The organism is Sphaerochaeta sp. UBA5849, from assembly GCA_002432715.1.
GTDB lineage: Bacteria > Spirochaetota > Spirochaetia > Sphaerochaetales > Sphaerochaetaceae > Sphaerochaeta.
Window position 1 is genome coordinate 1 of sequence record DJGJ01000001.1, and the last position, 18,955, is coordinate 18,955.

Below are 18,955 nucleotides of genomic sequence, written 5' to 3' on the forward strand. Positions count from 1 at the left end.
GCAGGCTTCGCGGCCATGAGGGTAGCGGGATGATGTGAATGTCAAGGAGTTTTTTCTCTGATTGGGTAAGGAGTTTTTTCCTTGATTGGCCGATTCCTCTTTTGGAGTCGGCTTTCTCTTGCTCCTAGTAGATATCCTGCAAACTACTCAGAGAACTGATTGTCCTGCTTGTATACCCATGCAGCGTTGTCTGTACCAGGTCAGGCGGGATTGATTCTAGAAAATATGCTTCTCCTATGGCGGGAGAAGAGTCCACCCACATGGAATTCCTGGCTTTTGCGTAGCGGGTGATGATCAACTCATTCTTTGCACGGGTACAGGCAACATAGAGCACCCTGCGCTCTTCTTCCTCAGCCTCCAGATCGCCGAGGGAACGGGAGTGAGGATACTGTGAAGGAATTGCTGAAGCAATAAAACAAATCGGCGCTTCGGTACCCTTGGCGCTATGGACAGTGATAAGGGTGAGGGCATCGTCGCTGCTCTTGTTGCTCAACTGGGTGCCATGCATCGGATCAAGGGTGAAATCATCAATGAATTGCCCAAGGGTGGTATACGTACGAGCCACTTTCTCCAGCAACTCCAAATCCTGTTTACGTTGTTTCCAATGGTCATAGCGCTCAGCCAACAGGGGACTCAACTGCTGGATTACCGCCTTGATGCACTTTGCTGGAGTGGATCCAGCTTTCATTGCCGCAGAGAGTGCCTCGGCACTGGGATGGCCCACGCCTACCGCAGTCTCCAAAGCTTGAACGATTGAATTTGCATCCTGCAGATTGCTGACGATACGCTCGGCAGTAACCTCCCCGATGCGGGGAAACAACTGCAGATACCGCATCCATGCAAGGTCGTCGGTGCTGTTTCGCACCAAACGCAACAGGGAAAACACATCCCGTACATGAGCTGACTTGGTCAGCACCAACCCGCCGATGAATCGATAGGGAATCTTGCGACTGATCAGTTCCGCCTCAAGTGTCTTGGCCTCATAGCTGGAACGGTATAAAACCATGATGTCGGAGAGAGGAATCTTCTGCTCCTGATAGCCCACCACCTGATCGGCGATCCACGAGCATTCATCACTTTGGCTCTCAAAGTCCTCCAACCGAACCAAATTCCCGCTTCTGCCCCTGATCGCCTCAAGCTTGTGATGGTAAGGATATGAGGAACACGATAAGAGCCAGTTGGAGACATCCAAAATTTCCTGGTAACTGCGATAATTGAGTGAAAGCGTAAAGGCAATGCTGTCGCCGAACATGCTCTCAAACTCCAACATATGGGAGAACTCGGCTCCCCGGAACCGATAAATCGACTGAGCCGGATCGCCGACACAGAACAGCGTCACCTTCTCAGCACAAAAGTGCTTGAGGATGTTGAACTGGATTGGATTGGTATCCTGCATCTCATCAACCAGCACCTCATCGAACAACGAACAAACTGCATGCCGTAATGCGGGCTTCTTTGCCAGCGCCTCATCGAACTTGATGAGCAGATCATCGTAGTCAAGGTAGCCCCGCTCCTCTTTTCTCTGCTGGTACAGGCTGAACATCTGCATGCACAATTGTATCTGCTGATCATCCAAGTCAGTTTGTTCGTGAAGATAGTCTTCTGTATTTTGAAGTGTGTTGCGGCTGTATGAGTAGAGAGAAAGCAGGTGGTCGGAGCTGGGGAAACCCTGCTTCGGACCCTTGAGGTGTTTGATCAGGGATTTGCGTACAATGCTCATCAGGTTGTTCTGGTCGTCGGAATCGATGATATTCAACCCGCTGATATCAAAACTCTTGGGAAGCTGACTCATGACCTTCAGACAAAATGCATGGAACGTGCCCATCTGCACCGCTTCTCCTGAGGGACCAACCTCATGGGCAAGCCTGTGACGAAGCTCCTGAGCCGCACGATTGGTGAATGTAACGATGAGAATCCTCTCTGCCTGCGTCCCTTGCATGATCTGGTGCGCGGCTCGTGCAATGATGGTGCGCGTCTTGCCACTACCCGCCCCGGCATTCACCAAAATATTGCGGTTGGGTCCGGCATACGTTACAGCATCACGTTGTTGTTGATTGAGTTCCATTTCATCGCCTCAACATCTGTATAGTCATTACAGCCTATCACCTCTTGTATCCATTGACTAGAGTCGGGAACTTCTTCTGTGAATATATTTGCTTTTAGCTATTGTGGCGACTACCATAGGCTATGCACACACTGGTAGTAGGAAGCAGGGTTTCATCGGACAAACAGGGAATAACCTTCTGCTGCTTTGATGAACAGACAGGGGTTATTCAGTACCTCACAGGCATTGACGGAGTGGAGCAACCCACTTTCCAATGCTTTGATCATGAGAAGAACATACTCTATACAGTCAGTGAGACGGAAACCGACGGTCATGTGTACGGCTTTCACGTCTCACCATCATTGAAATGTGAGCAAATTTTGTGTGTTCCCAGCCTTGGGGGCTCTCCCTGCCATCTGGCTCTTGCTCCTTCAGGGGTCGGCCTTGCAATAGCAAACTACGCCGACGGGGTGTTCACCTTTCTTGGATTTGGAAAGCCCGACTACAGAGAGACTTTTTCAGGAAAGGGCAAGCATCCAGTACGGCAGGAGGGAAGCCACATTCACAGCAGTCTCTGGACAGCTGAAGGCTCCTCACTTCTGGTTGCCGACTTGGGACTCGACCGCCTAATCTGGTATAAGGACTCCTTCACTGCCAAGCAATACATCCAAGTACCACCAGGAACCGGACCACGCCATATGGCCCTTTCATCGGACAAGACCACCCTCTTTGTTGCTGCAGAACTCTCAAGTGAAGTGCTGGTCATCAAACTAGGACCTGAACCTAGCGTGGTGCAAACCATCAGCACCCTACCCCTTGATTTCACAGATGAGAACACTGCAGCAGACATCCACCTCTCAGTGGACGGGCGCTTCTTGTACTGCTCCAACCGAGGACACGACAGCATTGCAATGTATGCTGTTGAGCCGGCATCGGGGCTTCTTACCCTTCTCGGCCATTGCAAGGTGGAAGAGGAGCCCAGGAACTTTTGCATCGACCCATCGGGGGCCTATCTTCTATCGGGCAATGCCAGCAGCAACTCGATAACCGTGCATGCAATCGATCAAGAGACGGGAATGCTCTCTTCTGCGGTACATCGGCTTGAACTGCAGGCTCCGGTGTGCCTGACCTTCATGACATAGCAAGAGGGCCGGTTTCGGCTCTCTTGTACAAAGTCTGTGATTTTGTCTGTTTCTTACCAATTCCTCCATACAGTCACCTGGGTGACTGTATCGGAAGGACCGCTCTTGATCGCCCTGCTCAATACCGACGTACCGAACAGTATACTTATCAGAAGGTAGACTGCCAGGAATATGCCTGCTCCTATCAACATTTTATTACTTCGCTTAAGCTTGGATTTCATTGCCAACCTCCTTATTGCGTGCATAGTGCTGTAAATCCTCCAAGGTGATGCCCAACGTCTCCATGGTGGAGAACAACTGGGGCAGCTCCCGCTTGATGAACTTCTCGCGACGCTGCTTGAGCACAAGAGAGCGTGCGTCCTTGGCGGTGAAATATCCGATTCCCCTCTGGTTCTCCAACGTGCCTTCCTCTTGCAGCATGGCATACGTCCTGATCACGGTGTTGGGATTCACCTCCAACTCCATGGCCATATCGCGTACCGAGGGAATTCGCTGCCCATCCTCCCATACCCTGTTGAGGATAAGATCATGGATGTACTCGGCTATTTGCAGATAGATGGGAGAGAGTGTATTAAACTGCATCTGTTGCCTGGACCTCCTCAACCCTGAAGTACGCAGTAACCAAACAGAATAGCGGCAAAACTGCGTAGTATAAAACATTGGTTATACCGGAGAACACCTTCAAAGCTGTGAGGGAGTTCTGCAGGTACCTGGAGTCGAAGTACATGAACGAATCAAACATCTGCATTGAAGAACCAAATTTGATGGCGAACACAATCCTGGTGAACAAAAGCGCCAGGGAACCAAGGCCGAGAAAGACTACCCCGACAGCCAGAACCGTCTTGATGAAATGTCCCTTGTGGAAGAATGTCGCGCCCAACAGGAACACCGAATTCCATACCCAGTACTGAGCCAACAGCGACCAAAGCTCATTGTCTCTGAACGGGTTGAACAAACCAATCGGACTGCCGAAAATCAGAAGCTGAATCGGCTCGGTCACCACACTGGTCAAGAAGAACAGCAGAGTCAAAGCAATCGGATAGCCAATAGTAGACACCAAAGCCTTGGACAAAAACTTCTCCAGATTTGTTGCAGGAAGCATCAACCAATTATGCTGGGCGTCCTTGCTGAACATATCCTCACTGAAAAGCATGCTGGTGGTGATGAAACCGCCGAGAAGCAAAAAGCCGGGAAACATTTCCGAATATACTTCCATCGGAAAAGAAGAACCGGTATACCGGGCCACCAGACTCTGCATGGTCTCAAAAGCAAAGAGCAGCAACACTATCACCAAACCATACGTCGAGTAGTCCTTCTGACCGATCTTCCATTCCCGCTTGAGCAATGCGAGCAATCTATTCATCGTACACCTCCCATAGTTCCCTTTGAGGTCTGGATAACCACATTGAACAGGGTTTCCAAGTCCAAAGGCTGACCCTCAGAATCGTCGCCTCGCTCACTGAGCACCATCCAGCCGCCAAGCACTTTCTCCGTATACAGCGTGTTCTCCTTGCTGGGTTCGCTGGTGGTAAGGTTGAGGACATATTTGTCCGAAACACTGGCAACCGTGTCGTTGAAAATAACCGAACCGTCATGCAGGATGATGATCGGGTCGATCAGGTTTTCCATATCACGCACCTGGTGCGTTGAAATAATGAACGTCCTGTTCTCCGTCATCGCTGAAGCGACCGTCTGCCTGAACTGCCGTTTCGAAGGAATATCCAGCCCATTGGTAGGTTCATCAAGCATAAGCAGGGCGGTATTCGACGCAAGACCGAAGGACAGCAGGACCTTCTTCTTCTGTCCCAAGGACATCTGATCCAGTCGCTGGTTCAAATCAACATCGAAATCCTTGCAATACACACCAAACATCGTATGGTCGAAACGAGGATAGAAAGGACTGAGCATCGCCAGATACTCATTCGCTTTCATTTTCGGAAGCGGAAACTCTTCAGGCAGATAAAAAATCTCCTGCAACAGGGAGGGAGCCCTCTTTTGGGGGTTCTGTCCAAACACTTCAACCTTCCCGCCCTGTACGAACAGTTGGCCGCTGAGCAACTTGAGCAAGGTGGTCTTGCCCGCCCCGTTCTTTCCCAACAATCCGTAAATATTTCCCCTGTGAATCTCCAGATCCAAACCGGAGAACAACGGTTTGCTCTGGTATGAGAATGAGATATCGGTCATACGAACAACGACATCCCCTTCCATCCCATACCCTGATGATACTACTACTTCCTGGCTTGCCATGCATGCCTCCTAATCTGCTACTGTAATAGCTATCTAATACACCAATATTGTAATCATGTCCAGCCCTTTACCTTGAAAACCACACAATTTTTTCCCATTTTTTTCAGCATAGGAACTTTTTCGAAATTTCTAGACAATTGCCAAACTATCACTAGCAAATTTGATAAGAAGCTGGTAGTATCGTTTCTTGCGCATTGGCCTTCCAATGTGCAGACAAGAACATCCTTCACCTCTCTTGAGAGAGGGTGGGAAACACTTTATATGAAAGGGCTGGATGTAACATCCAGACAAAAAAACACCATGGTATAGAAGGAATAAGGGTAATGAACGAATCTACCAACCAATTCTATCTTGATCGTCAGAATCAAACCGAATCCAATGCACGCACGTATCCCCGAAAATTCCCCATCGCAATCAAAGAAGCCAAAGGCTCATACCTTATCGATGTAGAGGGCAATACTTACCTCGATTTCCTCTGTGGTGCAGGCACCCTTGCCCTTGGACACAACGACGATGAAGTAAACCAGGCGATGGTCAACCTTTTGACCAACAACTTTCCCCTTCACACCCTGGACCTCACCACCCCGATCAAAGATACTTTTGTTCAAACCCTTTTCAATCTTCTTCCTGAAGAGCTTAAAAACAACGGGAAAATCCAGTTCTGCAGTCCCAGCGGAACCGACGCAGTCGATGCGGCGATCAAGCTGTGCAAGACGGCAACCGGTCGCTCTTCAATCATCGCCTTCAGCGGCGGCTACCATGGAATGGGACATGGAGCCCTTGCCTTAACCGGAAATCTCAATGCAAAGAGCCAGGTCAACGGCCTGATGCCCGATGTACATTTCTTCCCCTACCCCTACTCCTATCGCTGCCCATTTGGTTTGGGTGGTGAAGCAGGAATCGACGCAGCCTGTGCAGTCTTTGAGCGCACGCTCAAGGACCCCGAGAGCGGTATTACCAAGCCTGCAGCCGTCATCCTGGAAACCATCCAGGGAGAAGGCGGCGTAGTACCCGCTCCCATTAAATTCCTGCAGACGGTTCGCCGTGTGACCAAGGAACTCGACATCCCCATGATCGTCGATGAAATCCAGTGCGGAATCGGCCGTTCGGGCAAGTTCTTCGCCTTCGAGTATGCCGATATCGTACCCGATATCATCCTTGCATCCAAGGCGATCGGGGGATCGCAGCCGATGAGCGTAGTCATCTATCACAAGGATCTGGATGCCTGGCAGCCGGGTGCCCATGCAGGAACCTTCCGCGGCAACCAGCTGGCCATGGCGGCCGGTACGGTAGTCATGAAGCGGGTGAGCAAACCCGAGTTTTTGGCCGAAGTGATTGAGAAAGGAAAAATGATCGAGGACCACATGACAAAGTTGATGCAGGAAGTCTCCATCATCGGGGACGTCCGCAGCAAAGGCTTGATGCTCGGCATCGAATTCGTCGATCCCCTCGGGCAGAAAGACCAGCTCGGCTCTCTCCCCCAAAGCGGCGTCATTGCAGCCAAGGTGCAGAAAGAGTGCTTCAACAACCACCTGATCATGGAAAAAGGGGGAAGGTACGGTTCGGTCATGCGCTGCCTGTGCGCTCTCAACGTTACCAAGGATGAGGTCAAGCTCATGCTCGATATCGCCGAGAAGGCAATCCGCAAGGTGGATGCAGATGTCAATTCCCACCGATAAGCTTCCGTATTTTTTCGGCAGTGACACCCGCTCGAAAGAGGCCTATCGCACCATCATCGACGATACGGTGCAAGCAATCACCGACTCGGTGACCGATGCCGGCGCTTATCAGGGCGCCAGCGTCGAGGATTTGCAAAACCTCATGCAGACCACCACGATTCTGCCGCAAACCGGCAGTGGTTGGGATGCTGTGCTTGACGAGGTGAAGAAAACCATTCTTCCCAACTCCCTCAGGACCTGGTCCACCAACTACATGGCCCACCTGCACAGTCCTGCACTGCTTGAGTCGATCGCCGGCGAACTGATCCTGTCCACCTTCAACCAGTCGATGGACAGCTGGGATCAAGGTCCCATCGCGACCGAAGTGGAGGTAGCGGTAGTAAACGAACTGTGCAAGCTGTATCAATTAGGAGAGGATGCCGACGGCGTCTTCACTTCGGGGGGCAGCCAATCGAATCTCAGCGCCTTGACGATGGCCCGTGATTGGTATTGCAACACCGTCCTTGGACACGACGTCAAGAAACTAGGCCTTCCCTCCTGCTATCAGAAGCTCAGGATCTACACTTCCGAAGTCTCCCACTTCTCCATGGAGAAGAGTGCACACCTGCTGGGCCTCGGCTACGATGCCGTTCGCAAGGTTCCGGTGGATGAGCTGTGCCGGATGGATGTGCAAAAACTAAAAACGATGCTTGAAGAGGATGTTTCTGAAGGCCTGTTGCCCTTCTGCATCGTGGCAACCATCGGAACGACCGATTATGGTTCGATCGATCCGGTAGAGAAGCTGAGAGTTGTATGTGATGCATACAACCTCCATCTGCATGCAGACGCAGCCTACGGCAGCGGGCTGCAGCTTTCCCAACACTATCAACAGCGTTTGGGCGATCTCGGCTTGTGTGATTCCATCACCGTCGACTTCCACAAGATGTTTCTGCTGCCCATCAGTTGTGGAGCACTGCTGATAAAGAATCGCTCCCGATTTGAGGTGTTCACCCTGCATGCCGACTACCTGAATCGTGAAGAGGACGAGGAGGCGGGCTATACCAACCTGGTCGGCAAAAGCCTGCAGACAACCCGCCGCTTCGATGCCTTGAAGGTATGGATGGCTTTCCAGTGCAGGGGAAAGGACGGTTTTGCCTCCATCATCGACACCTGCATCGAGAATGCAGCCTACCTTGCGCAAGCCATACTCTCCAACGACCGGTTCGAGCTGGCCATCAAGCCCGAGCTTTCCAGTGTGGTGTTCCGCCTGAAGGGAAGCTGCGAGAAGAACAAGCAGGTACGAAGACAGCTGTTGCATCATCACCAGGTGGTCATCGGCCAGACGGTGTATCAGGGCAGGACATACCTTAAGTTCACCCTGCTCAACCCCTTGGTGACCCATCAGCATCTGGATGAGCTGCTCGCTTTCCTCGAGAAACTGGGTAGCAGCATCCAATAAAGCATGCAACCGTGCTCGAAGGGTCGAGGAATGAGGTTCTTCGACTCTTTTTTTCGAGAATTACCAACGATACAGAACAAGATAGAGCGAAATAGAAGAGAGGATGCTTAGCAGTGTTCCTACAAGAAAGTACTCGCAGAATGCTTGGGAGTCGGCAAGCTGCCTGCTTCGTGCGAATGTTTTTGCTGCAATAATCCAACCAATGACACCATATTCTCCGACTACCATCAGGATGACAAGAATAAGCCTTTCCAAGTAACCGATCACCTTCCCAGCCCCCTCTGTGCCTTCCCCGGGCATCGGCCGAAATCGCCCGAACAGCTCGGTGAACATGACTGAGACGGGTTTAGCCGCACAAAGCAGAAGGACGCTGATTCGTAGAACGGAAACCCAGCTCGGAGGCAGGAAGAACGTTACGTGGTACAGAATCGAAACGACAACGAGCAGGAGGATGTGGCAGAGTTGGTCAAGCATGAAAAGTATTGCCGTTTTGTTTGTACCTTTCTGCAGCAGGAATTTCAAAGCATCGAGCAAGGCATGTGAGACGGCAAGCACCACAAAGGCAGAAGGATGAGATGCAAGCAGCAAGGGAAGGAAAGCAAGAGAATACAGCAGTGAATGCAGCACAACTGCCGAGAATTGATGCTGTCTTGCCTCGGCAAGCCTGTCTGTTTGCAGATAGTAATCACCTAAAACATGCATGCCGAGCATGGCCAGTAGTGCTGTACTCATGATTCAATACCTCCCAGGATTCGCTGCATGACCAGTTCCGTCTCCTTGCGTGTATCCAGAAATGCAAACCATCCCATGGCTTGTACTGTGTTGTTCACTTGCTGGGCGCTTAGGTTCATCTCTTTAGCCACCTGGGCTTGAGAGACTCTCTGATACCCGTGACTTGTCAGGTAGTGCCTGGCAAGTTCCAGTTGAGTATTTTTCCACTTCGAGGCAACCAGGTCCTGAAGCACCAGAACCTGGGTTACCAGCGTCTGGAGGTATTCGTGTCGATTCCCACCAAGGCTTATTGCCATGGTGCGCGTACCATAGTAGTCCTCTTTTTTCACCTGCTGTAGAGCATTTCGTGCATTCCAGAATGCCGGACCATCGGCAAGAATACTATGCTTCCTGTCGATAGCCGTTTCAATGGCACCATACCCGAGACCCATGCGTATTCCACTTTTACTGGAGAGTGCATATCTGATGCAATCGCAAATTTCCAGGATGGGAGCTGATGAAAAAAACAAGCCCTGAAAAGCATCCCCTGCATTAACCATAAGAAAGGCGGCCATATGCTGCTCATACCTGCCGTTGAGTTCCCTCAGGGTATCAAGCAACAGCTCCTGCAGAGCTTTCCGGTCAGGCGACTGCCTCGATTGTCGTAAATCTCCTACCAACGCGTAGTATTGCATATCGGTAGTATACCATAGGTTTTAGTATAAAATAAATATTTTTATGTTGTTTTATTCATTATCAATATATTTTAATTGATTTTTTATTTTTCTATACTATTTTGTTGATATTAGACGTATTTATGCACATATGCCCGGAGTTTTCGATAACTGGAAACAAAATCCTCATGTGCGACCTTCTTTGGATCAAAGTGAAGCACCTTGAAGGTAATCTGGATGCAAAAGCCGATAAGTACAGCACTGAGCAGCGTTCCCCAACCCAGGAAACCTCCCAGAAGAAAGCCTACGGCGGTGACGCCCACTTCCATGGCTCCCCGGCAGGTGCCGACCGAAAACTTGGTCTTGCGTGAGAGCAGCACCATCAGGCTGTCCCGGGGCCCTGCCCCGAAGCCGGAGGAAATATAAAAATAGGAGGCCAGGGAGATGACAAACAAGCCTGCTATCAGCTGCACAACGCCCAGAACAGGATTGGACAGCTCAGCAAACAGACCACTGGCAAGCAGGATGTTCATAAACAGGCCTATAACCACCATGTTGCATACCGTTCCCAGACCCAGCGGTTCACCGAACAGCATGACTGCGATACCAATGACCAAACCCACCAAAATGGTTACCGTTCCGATCTGGACTCCCATCACCTTGGCAATGCCGGCATGGAATACTTCCCACGGGGCATAGCCGATATGGGCCTGCATGGTGAGCACAATGCCCACGGCATACAGAAACAACCCGAAGAACAAGCGAAACAATCGAATCACTACAGCCTTCATACACTCCGCCTTGGCGCTACCATACCGAATACCAAGGAAAAAAGATAGCTCATATTACCAGAATCGCTTGAGGTTCTCGATTCTCACCACCCAGCCATCCTTTGGGAATCCCGGCGCATGGGCCGTCTCACCTTCCCAACCGCCGGCCATCAAAGCCAGGGCCAAGAGCAGGGCGCCATTGCCCGGCAGGTACAAAGGAAGGTCGGCTTTCGGCAGTTGGGCGTTGTGGCCGTTGGGCGTATAGGTGTTCTTGGGTGAGTCCATCAACAACAAATCCACTGCATCGGCGCTTCGGCCCAAACGGGCGGCGGTCATGGCCATGAGGGGGAAGTCCCAGCCCCAGAGCTCATTGAGCTTCCAATCCTTGAGCACCCGGTCCAGGGAGTTGTTCATCATGCGCCTGTCCACATCCCTGCCATCGAGCAGGCCGAGGCTGAAGAGAAGCGAAGGATGGTCGTAGGCAAAGGCGCCATAGGTATCCGGGCAATGCTGGTGAGCCAGGTAGACTTCTGCATCGTTGGGCAGAGGAGAGAGCTTTTCAAGTACTTGAAGCCAGTGTTCATCAACACTCCTGTCTGCCTCCTTGAGCAGGCTTACAGCCTCCTGCAACGCCCATCGCCAATAGGAGAGCTCGAAGGTGGGATTCAGCGTTTCTTCAGGCCTGTGGTTCTCCTGCACCGGGATGAGAGGGGGGCCGAGGACATAGAGGCCTTGCTTTTCATCGTATTGCAGGTAGTCGACCATGAAGGCGGCGGTAGCCTCAATGATCTCCGTCCACTCTTTGAGCAAGGCGGACCCGGGGTGGGTCTTTCTCAACAATGAAGCGTAGAAAATCGGATGAGGCTGCTGCCAACAGAGCAGCGTCCCGATGGACGATGGGCTGTCATTGCCGCTGGGATCGGTCATTTTCGGCCAACGGGCACCCCGATAGCCCTGCACTCTTGCCCGCTCATAGGCACCATCGAGGATGCCGGCATACCAATGCAGTGAACGCTCGAGAAGCTCAGCCTGATTGAAGAGTGCAAAGTGGGAAGCATGCAACAGGTGCATTTCCAGATGAAATTTCCCATACCAGCTGTTGCAGGTAAGCCCGGTCTCAGGCGGCGGTGTTTCGCCGCTGCACTGGATGGCCAGCAAGTACCTGCTCAGCAACATCCTTCGCTGCAACTCCTTGCTTCGCTCATCAGAAGAGAGTGAAAAATCGATGAACGCGCCCTCAGTCCAAAACCGAGCCCAATGGTTTGCCGATAGAGCCTTGGCCTGGGCGAAGGAGCTGACTGTGCAATTGCCTGCTTCCTGCTTGAACAGAAAGCTGGCTTGCAGGACAAGGTTGGAGCTAGTAATCTCAAAGGCATGCTGGCTGGTCTGCTGCACACAGCATTGCATGCACGTGCCGATGTGAACCTCATACCGGCTGCTGTCCATGCTGCGTTTGATGACGTACTGATTGTTCTCCCCTGTTGCCAGGATGCTTGTGTGATCGTCGTCTCTTGTGTAGTCCGAGCCGCTGATGGTATGGGAAGCGTAGGGAAAGTGAACCACTACCGAAAGCAGGCCGTTTGCAATCAAAAGAGATTCTACACTGATTGAAATCTGGTCCTGGTGGGGATGGCACACCGTCTGCACGCATACCCGTTCGCCTTGGTAGACAAAGGTGCTGGTGATCAGGCCGCTATAGAGATCGAGGTTTTGGTCGATGTGTGCAAGCGAGGAGATGAAAACCTCCTCTTCGGTGTCCTTTGCCTTCAAGCCGATGCGGGCAAGGTTGAATCGGTGGGGATTGATCCTGAGGTCGTTGAACAACTGCTCCTGGCCGGCGGGATCGGTCATGTAGCCGACCTTCCTGCCATTACAGTCATACTGCTTGAGCTTGAGCAGATCGTAGCGGGGCGTTTCCTTTCCCCTGTAGCTGTGCATGCCCCACGAGCTCATCGTGCACAAAGGGGTCTTGCCTATTCGATTATGCAGATAGGACTGCAGACCTGTGCAATCGACGGTATAGGTGAAATTTCCGTTCCCTACACTTAAGAATCCATCTGGATCGTACGAGTGAATGTGTGGATTGTGCTCCTGCACGAGAAATCTTCGTGCTAGCGGCATACCAGTGCCCCCTGTTTCTCTTCCAAGGCCACAAAGAACGGCCTTTCATTGGGTGTTTTATTGGGACTGTGGTAGGTCAGATACAAGACTCCTTCAAAGGAACGGAATATCATTCCATGGCCGCCGTCACACTGGATGAGAGGTTTTTCTTGCTGTACCCAGGGACCAAGCAGTGAGCCCGAAGTACTTCTGGCATAGCCCATGGCATAGCCGGCCTCTGAAACGGTTGACCAGAGCATCAGCAGCGTGCCGTCCTTGGTGCGGTGCAGAAACGGCCCGTCGGTGACCCTGGCATCGACGATGCCTGTTCCATCCCGGCGGCACAACAACTTGGGCCAGACAGCTTCAGAAGCCCTAAACAACAGAGCCGGCTCATCGATGGTCTGGCTCAAATCGGAAGAGAGGCGTTGGCCTACGATTTCTCCATCATTGGCTTGCACCCACTCGTGGCAGAACACCATCCAAGGCTGAGCTTGTTCATCCAAAAAGAAGGTGCCATCCAGACACTCCCAATCGGCAGGGGTGGCAGGTCTGTCGCCTAGGGGAACAAACGGCCCGAGAGGAGATGAGGAGACAAGAATCTGTGTTCCCCGACGCCGCACATCCGACTTGAAGGAGGCAAACAGATAGTACTTGTCCTGATAGAGGTGCACTTCCGGAGCCCAGAAATTGTTGGTTCCCCAAAACCCGGCCGGCGGGGTGAAAATTACAAAAGGTCCTTCCCAATGCACCAGATCCGTACTTCGATAGGTCTCAAAGCCTACACCCTTCGCTTTCCAGGGGTCCTTGTCGGTCGTTCCATACAGATAATAATAGTTCGACTTCCAGTCGGCGAGAATGAACGGGTCACGCATTTGAATCTCTTGTAGGTGCATTGCAAGTACTCCTTTTCCAAGCAAGTATACCTTACCTTGCTATACCTGCAAAGGGCGATTGCGTGCCCGTTCACAGAAGAAACCTACTTCTCGAATGCAATGGTGTGGGAAGCGTACACCGTATGTTTGCTACTCAAGTCATCTTTGGTGCCGCAGGCAAGAATCGTTCTGGGTTCACGATCTCCTGCATAAAAACTTTAGCGTCGTGGGAGTACCGCTCTCCTGCTGATTGTCTGGCTGGACAGGGCATCGAAGCCGATGACGATATGAGGTCCCTGCAGTTCCTGCACGACGGCATACTCCTCATTTCCAAAGACTCCGTCAATCTTGGGATCGACGGAAGTGCTTGGAAGGATTTGGGCCGCCAAGGGAAGGGCCAAGGCGGTGAACGGCTTGGTCAGCGAGGCAAGCAGGAAGAGTGTGTGCTCATTGATCGGCTGTCGGGTTTTACGGTCTGCAAACCCAAAACCCTGCTGATACAGCACTGACTGCCCGTCGGTGATCATAACGATCCCCGACAGGTCGGTCATGGGAATGATGGCTTTGAAAACCTCATTCCCTCCTAGATTACAAAGTACCCGATTCCTTCGTGGTCGTACTTCTTCTTCACCAACTGGAGGGCTTGTTCAATACCGGATAACGTCTCATCCTGACAATACATGATGAGAATGAAATTTTCTTCAGGCCAGACATCGTCTCCGAGCTTGGGAATGGTGTTGCCTTTCCCATGGGCGGTGGGGATGATGGTATAGTGCATGGGTACCTCATAGTGCTCGAGGGCTTCCAACACATCGTCAAGAATAGCTTGGGCTGCGATTATTTCCACCCTTCTCATCTCACACCTCCTCCAGGTAATTCTCAATTCGTTCGATATCCTTCTTCTGCTTATCCTTGTTGAAGAGGGCATAGAGGACCGGAGTGAAGTAGATGGTCATCAGCGTGCTGACCGTCATGCCTCCGATGAGGGTCTGACCGATCGGCTGGATCTGTTCAGCTCCCTGGCCACCGAAGAATGCAAGCGGAATCATACCGAAAATGGTGGTCAAACTGGTCATGAGTATCGGCTTGAGCCGGTTTCCACCAGCTTCAATACAAGCGCTTCGGACGGGAAGTCCTCGCTTTCGGAGCAGGTTGATGTATTGAATCAAGACAATACCATTGTTGACGACTATACCGGACAAAATGACGATACCAATGGCGCTGATGAGACTGAACGTCTCACCGGTGATCAGATAGATACCGACCGCGCCCACCATCATCAGCGGCATGGAAAGCAGAACGATGAAGGGATTCTTGAACGACTCGAAGAGACTTGCCATGACACCAAAGACCAGGATTATGGCGAGTACGAGAATCAGGCCGACTTGACTGAACATGGCCGTCATGTCGGCAAAGTCACCGCCGTACTCGATGAAAACCTCGTCAGACAGCACCAATTCTTTTTCCAAAAGGGCTTTGATATCCGATTCAGCCTGACTTACCGCATAATTGGGGGCAAGACCGCCGACCACATGAACCGTTCTCATCTCGTTCTCACGACTAATCGATACCGGACCTGTGGAGCGTTCAATGGTAGCCAGGTTATCCAGACTTATCTTCTCTCCGAGCGAATTACGGATGAAGATTCGATTGAGATCGAGCTCGCTGGAACGGTCTGCCTTATCAAGCATGACGACCACATCGGTGTCGCTGCCGTTCTTCTTGAGCTGGGTTGCAGTAATACCGTTCACGCTGTTGCTGATCTCTGTAGCGATGGCTTGCATGGTCAGGTTGTAGGCGTATGCCCGTTCACGGTCGATGGTGATTTTCAACTCGGGCAAGCCCTTGTTGAAGTCGGTTCTGATTTCGGTAATACCCTTGAGATTCTCATCAATCAGGTCGCGAATCTTTTCTGCAGTTTCCACGGCGAGATCAAGGTTGTCACTCTTGACCGCAACATCGACCGGATTCAGGTTGCCAAGACCCATGGACATCTGGCTGAACGAGAAACTGGCTGCTGGATAGAGATTGAAGTAACGCCTCAACTTATCCTGCACGATTTGCATGGTATCGGCACCTTCCTCATCGAGCAGGGATATCTGCAGTGATCCTGAGTTCGTTCCTCCGTTGCCGAACATTCCTCCGCCGCCGGCGGTGACCGTGATGTCCTTGTATCCCTTGATGTCTTGCTCGGCTTTAGCATAGAGATCCATCAAGATGCTCTCCGTTGTCGCAAGGGTTGTCCCCTCTGGAAGGGTGACGCTGAGGGTGACTGAAGTCTCGCTCATGGTTGGATAGAGAGACTGAGGCATCGCCTGAAACGCTTGGAACGTAAGGACCAAAATCATGACTACCAGGATGAGCGTAAGCCATTTGTAGTCAATCAACAAGGCGAGAGTGCGTTTATAAGCCCGGTCGAGCGCGTCAAAAGCAGCCTCGGCCTTATCATCAATGAACCTGAGCAGGCGAATCTTCAAAGGCTTTTGCTTGCGGGTATAAAGTCTCACATAGGAGCTGGTGAGAACGGGAACCAAGGTCACCGACACCACCAGCGAGGCCAAAAGGCTGATGATGATCGTAGCCGCCATCGGGGTGATGATCTCCCCGAGCATCTCCAGGTTGCTGCGAAGGAGCACCATCGGCACAAAGACACAGACGGTGGTAAGCACCGATGCGGTAATGGAGACGATCATCTCCTTGGTGCCTAGGATGGCGGCGGCATGCAGTTTTGCTCCGCGTTCACGATAGCGGAAAATGTTCTCCAGAATAACGATGGAACTATCCACCGTCATGCCTAGCCCCAAGATCAGGCCGGTGAGCGTCATCAGGTTCAACGAGTAGCCCATGAAGAACATGACCAGGACGGTGAGGAGCATGGAAACCGGTATCGAGATACCGATGATAAAGGTGGACCTGATGCTCCTGAGGAAGATGAAGAGGACCACCATAACCAAGACTACGCCGTAGAGCAGGCTTTCATAGACGGTGTTGATCGTCGACTCGACCATCTCGGTGGTGTCAACGATGACTTCAAGGCTCATTCCCTTGGGCAGTTCCTTGTTCAAGTCCTCAATGACTTCCTTCACGTGCTTTGCCACTTGCACGCTGTTGGCGTCGGACTCTTTATTGACCGACAGGTATACCCCGCTCTCTCCGTTGATGTACACCTTGCTGGTTGCATCGCGGTAGGAGAACGAGACAGTGGCAATGTCCTTGAGGCGAACGACATTGGAACCGATGACATTGCCTTTTGCATCATACTTGGGATAGGCGGCCACCATGGCATCCTCTATCTGTTCGATGGAGGAGAATTGTGCATCGGTGCGAAGCAAGTAGGAAAGGTCCCCTTCGATCAACGTCCCCGCCCCGATCTGGAAATTCTGTGGGTTGAGGGTGTAAGCAACCTGAGAGAGGGTGAGTCCGTAGGCTTCCAAACGGTTTTGGTCGATGGCGACTTGGACGTATGAGTCCTGTCCGCCATTGATGGCAGTTGAGGAGACGCCTGCCACTCGCTCGATACGATTTTGGACCACATCCTCCAGCACGGAGCGCAGCTCATTGGCATCATGACCGTTGGAACCCTTGAGCGCGATGTTCATAATCGGCACCATGTTGGTGTTCAGCTTGAAAATGGTGGGTTTGGAGGCATCCTCGGGAAAGACATCGGTATAGAGACTGAGGTTGTCGTTTATCGATTGGCTTGCCTTGTCCAAGTCGGTGCCATAGGCAAACTCCAACATAACCATCGAAATACCTTCCGATGAAGTTGAACTGATTCGCTTGATCCCTCCCACATTGGCGACGGCACTCTCGATGAGCTTGGTGACCCTGCTTTCCATGGTTTCGGGACTTGCCCCGCGATAGGAGGAGTAGACGACAACCATCGGAAGATCCATCTCAGGAAAGAGTTCGACCGACAGGTTGGGATAGATCACCAAGGCTAGCACCGTCAACAGGATGTAGATGATGATGATGGTGGTGGGACGGCGTACTACGGTATTGGTTAGACTCATGCTTGCATTCCTTACTGAAGGATACGCACCAGCGTACCCTCGGTCATCAGACTCTGCCCTTGTACAATCAAGTTTTCACCGATGGTGAGGCCTGCAGTGATTTGCACCTGGTCACCGACCTGCAATCCCACCTCAACCAGGTTCTTCTTTGCGAGGCCGTCGGAACCAACAGTGAATACATAGGCCTGGCTGCCTGAATACAGCAGGGCTGAACGAGGAATGGCTATAACCTGCTCCAGGCGTTCAGTATTGAGGACTACCGAGGGGAACATGCCGCTTTTCACTTTGCGATCGGGATCCTGCACCTTCAGCGTAATCTCCAAGGTCCTGGTGGCTGGGTTGAGAACAGGACTGAGTCTGATTACTTCCGCTTCAAAGACTTCGCCGGGGAAGGCTTTGAAGGTCATCTGTGCTTTTGTCCCGACCCCAACGGTTCCAATATGCCTTTCTGCGATATCCATCACCACTTCCAGGTCCTTGAGCAAACCGATGCGGGCAATGGGAGCCTGCATGGAAACTACAGAGCCTTGTACGAAGGGCAGCATCAAAACTGTCCCGGAAGCCGGGGCTTTGATCACACTCTCCTTGTATGTGACTCCTGCACGGGAGGGGTCGACGGTTGCGATGACTTGGTCCTTCTCTACCGTCTGTCCAAGCTTCACGGCAAGCGAGGTGAGCGTACCAGCCACTTCGCTGTAGACGTCGATGGAGGATGGGTCGACTACATTGCCGTTTCCGACAATGGTATTCTGCAGATCAACAGGTTCCAATTTCATCACCCGAACGCTCACCGCTACCGGACCTTCATCGGCCGCCACCGTGGGAACTGGCTGAAGCGACTTCATGTACTTGAAGGGATTGACGACCACCAAGACGGTGGCAAGGATAATGAGGACTATCAGGACGATAAGTCCTACAATATGTTTTTTAGAATACTTTTGCTTCATACTTACATCAACTCCTTGGTGCGATACTCGTGTTGGATATTCAAATCATAAATAAGGTCGATCAGGGATGAAATATATTGGAACTGGAGAGCAAGAACTTGTTGCCGGGCCCCGAGCAAGTTGTTCTGGGCTTCCTCCAGCGCCACTCTTGTGATATAGCCGCTCTCATACTGAATAAGGTTCATCATGTAAACTTTCTCGGTGAGCTCCAAACTCTGATTTGCAAGCTCTGCCTGGGATGCCAGCATGTTCAGGTTCTGTACCTGACCTACTACACTCACCTCCAGCTGCTTAACCGCCTGTTGACGCTGGAGG

At 51.7% G+C, this 18,955-nt stretch carries 18 protein-coding genes; 3 read left to right on the forward strand and 15 right to left on the reverse strand.

Features of this window, described 5'->3' with window-relative positions; translation table 11 throughout:
* Positions 1–124: 124 nt before the first annotated feature.
* Entirely contained in the window at positions 125–2,065 is a 1,941-nt protein-coding gene (locus B3K89_RS00005; protein ID WP_345906884.1) for an ATP-dependent helicase, read from the reverse strand.
* A 122-nt stretch (positions 2,066–2,187) separates the two neighbouring features.
* Here B3K89_RS00005 and B3K89_RS00010 point away from each other — a divergent pair, with 122 nt between their 5' ends.
* A complete protein-coding gene (locus B3K89_RS00010) occupies positions 2,188–3,186 on the forward strand; it encodes a lactonase family protein (RefSeq protein ID WP_345906885.1) in 999 nt (332 codons plus the stop codon).
* 53 nt (positions 3,187–3,239) lie between these two features.
* Here the strand turns inward: B3K89_RS00010 and B3K89_RS00015 are convergent, their stop codons facing one another.
* The 4 genes from B3K89_RS00015 to B3K89_RS00030 are packed head-to-tail and all read right to left on the reverse strand — an operon-like array spanning position 3,240 to position 5,433.
* Positions 3,240–3,407: a hypothetical protein gene (locus tag B3K89_RS00015; protein ID WP_293896660.1), complete on the reverse strand. Its 168-nt coding sequence runs from the start codon at positions 3,405–3,407 to the stop codon at positions 3,240–3,242.
* A complete protein-coding gene (locus B3K89_RS00020; RefSeq protein WP_293896657.1) occupies positions 3,391–3,768 on the reverse strand; it encodes a GntR family transcriptional regulator in 378 nt (125 codons plus the stop codon). The genes B3K89_RS00015 and B3K89_RS00020 overlap by 17 nt, the downstream gene beginning before the upstream one ends.
* On the reverse strand, positions 3,758–4,549 hold the full coding sequence (locus B3K89_RS00025) for a hypothetical protein (RefSeq protein WP_293896654.1): 792 nt from the start codon (positions 4,547–4,549) through the stop codon (positions 3,758–3,760). The genes B3K89_RS00020 and B3K89_RS00025 overlap by 11 nt, the downstream gene beginning before the upstream one ends.
* A complete protein-coding gene (locus B3K89_RS00030) occupies positions 4,546–5,433 on the reverse strand; it encodes an ATP-binding cassette domain-containing protein (RefSeq protein ID WP_293896651.1) in 888 nt (295 codons plus the stop codon). Before B3K89_RS00030 ends, B3K89_RS00025 begins: the two co-directional genes overlap by 4 nt.
* Positions 5,434–5,756: 323 nt before the next feature.
* Between B3K89_RS00030 and B3K89_RS00035 the strand changes: the two genes are divergently transcribed.
* Entirely contained in the window at positions 5,757–7,112 is a 1,356-nt protein-coding gene (locus tag B3K89_RS00035; protein WP_293896648.1) for a diaminobutyrate--2-oxoglutarate transaminase family protein, read from the forward strand.
* Entirely contained in the window at positions 7,093–8,550 is a 1,458-nt protein-coding gene (locus B3K89_RS00040; RefSeq protein ID WP_345906886.1) for an aspartate aminotransferase family protein, read from the forward strand. The genes B3K89_RS00035 and B3K89_RS00040 overlap by 20 nt, the downstream gene beginning before the upstream one ends.
* Positions 8,551–8,610: 60 nt before the next feature.
* Here B3K89_RS00040 and B3K89_RS00045 read toward each other — a convergent pair whose 3' ends face one another.
* From B3K89_RS00045 to B3K89_RS00090, 10 genes are all read right to left on the reverse strand, one after another.
* On the reverse strand, positions 8,611–9,282 hold the full coding sequence (locus B3K89_RS00045; RefSeq protein ID WP_293896642.1) for a DUF3307 domain-containing protein: 672 nt from the start codon (positions 9,280–9,282) through the stop codon (positions 8,611–8,613).
* Entirely contained in the window at positions 9,279–9,956 is a 678-nt protein-coding gene (locus B3K89_RS00050) for a SatD family protein (protein ID WP_293896639.1), read from the reverse strand. The genes B3K89_RS00045 and B3K89_RS00050 overlap by 4 nt, the downstream gene beginning before the upstream one ends.
* Before the next feature lie 110 nt (positions 9,957–10,066).
* Positions 10,067–10,726 (reverse strand): YczE/YyaS/YitT family protein, encoded by a 660-nt coding sequence (locus B3K89_RS00055; RefSeq protein ID WP_293896636.1) that lies wholly within the window; start codon positions 10,724–10,726, stop codon positions 10,067–10,069.
* Positions 10,727–10,780: 54 nt separating this feature from the next.
* Positions 10,781–12,826 carry a hypothetical protein gene (locus B3K89_RS00060; RefSeq protein ID WP_293896633.1) on the reverse strand — a complete coding sequence of 682 codons (2,046 nt, stop codon included), beginning with the start codon at positions 12,824–12,826 and terminating at the stop codon, positions 10,781–10,783.
* Positions 12,817–13,701, reverse strand: a complete 885-nt coding sequence (locus B3K89_RS00065) for a glycoside hydrolase family 43 protein (protein ID WP_345906887.1) — start codon at positions 13,699–13,701, stop codon at positions 12,817–12,819. Before B3K89_RS00065 ends, B3K89_RS00060 begins: the two co-directional genes overlap by 10 nt.
* Before the next feature lie 197 nt (positions 13,702–13,898).
* The gene (locus B3K89_RS00070; protein WP_345906888.1) at positions 13,899–14,231 is read right to left on the reverse strand and encodes a serine hydrolase domain-containing protein; all 333 of its coding nucleotides are present in this window, start codon (positions 14,229–14,231) and stop codon (positions 13,899–13,901) included.
* A gap of 32 nt (positions 14,232–14,263) precedes the next feature.
* Complete coding sequence (locus tag B3K89_RS00075; protein WP_293896624.1) at positions 14,264–14,536, reverse strand: PG0541 family transporter-associated protein; 273 nt, start codon at positions 14,534–14,536, stop codon at positions 14,264–14,266.
* A 1-nt stretch (position 14,537) separates the two neighbouring features.
* Positions 14,538–17,693, reverse strand: a complete 3,156-nt coding sequence (locus B3K89_RS00080; protein ID WP_345906889.1) for an efflux RND transporter permease subunit — start codon at positions 17,691–17,693, stop codon at positions 14,538–14,540.
* Positions 17,694–17,704: 11 nt separating this feature from the next.
* Positions 17,705–18,640: an efflux RND transporter periplasmic adaptor subunit gene (locus B3K89_RS00085; RefSeq protein WP_293896615.1), complete on the reverse strand. Its 936-nt coding sequence runs from the start codon at positions 18,638–18,640 to the stop codon at positions 17,705–17,707.
* Positions 18,641–18,642: 2 nt separating this feature from the next.
* Positions 18,643–18,955, reverse strand: a 313-nt coding sequence (locus tag B3K89_RS00090) for a TolC family protein (protein WP_345906890.1), incomplete at its 5' end; no start/stop codon positions are given.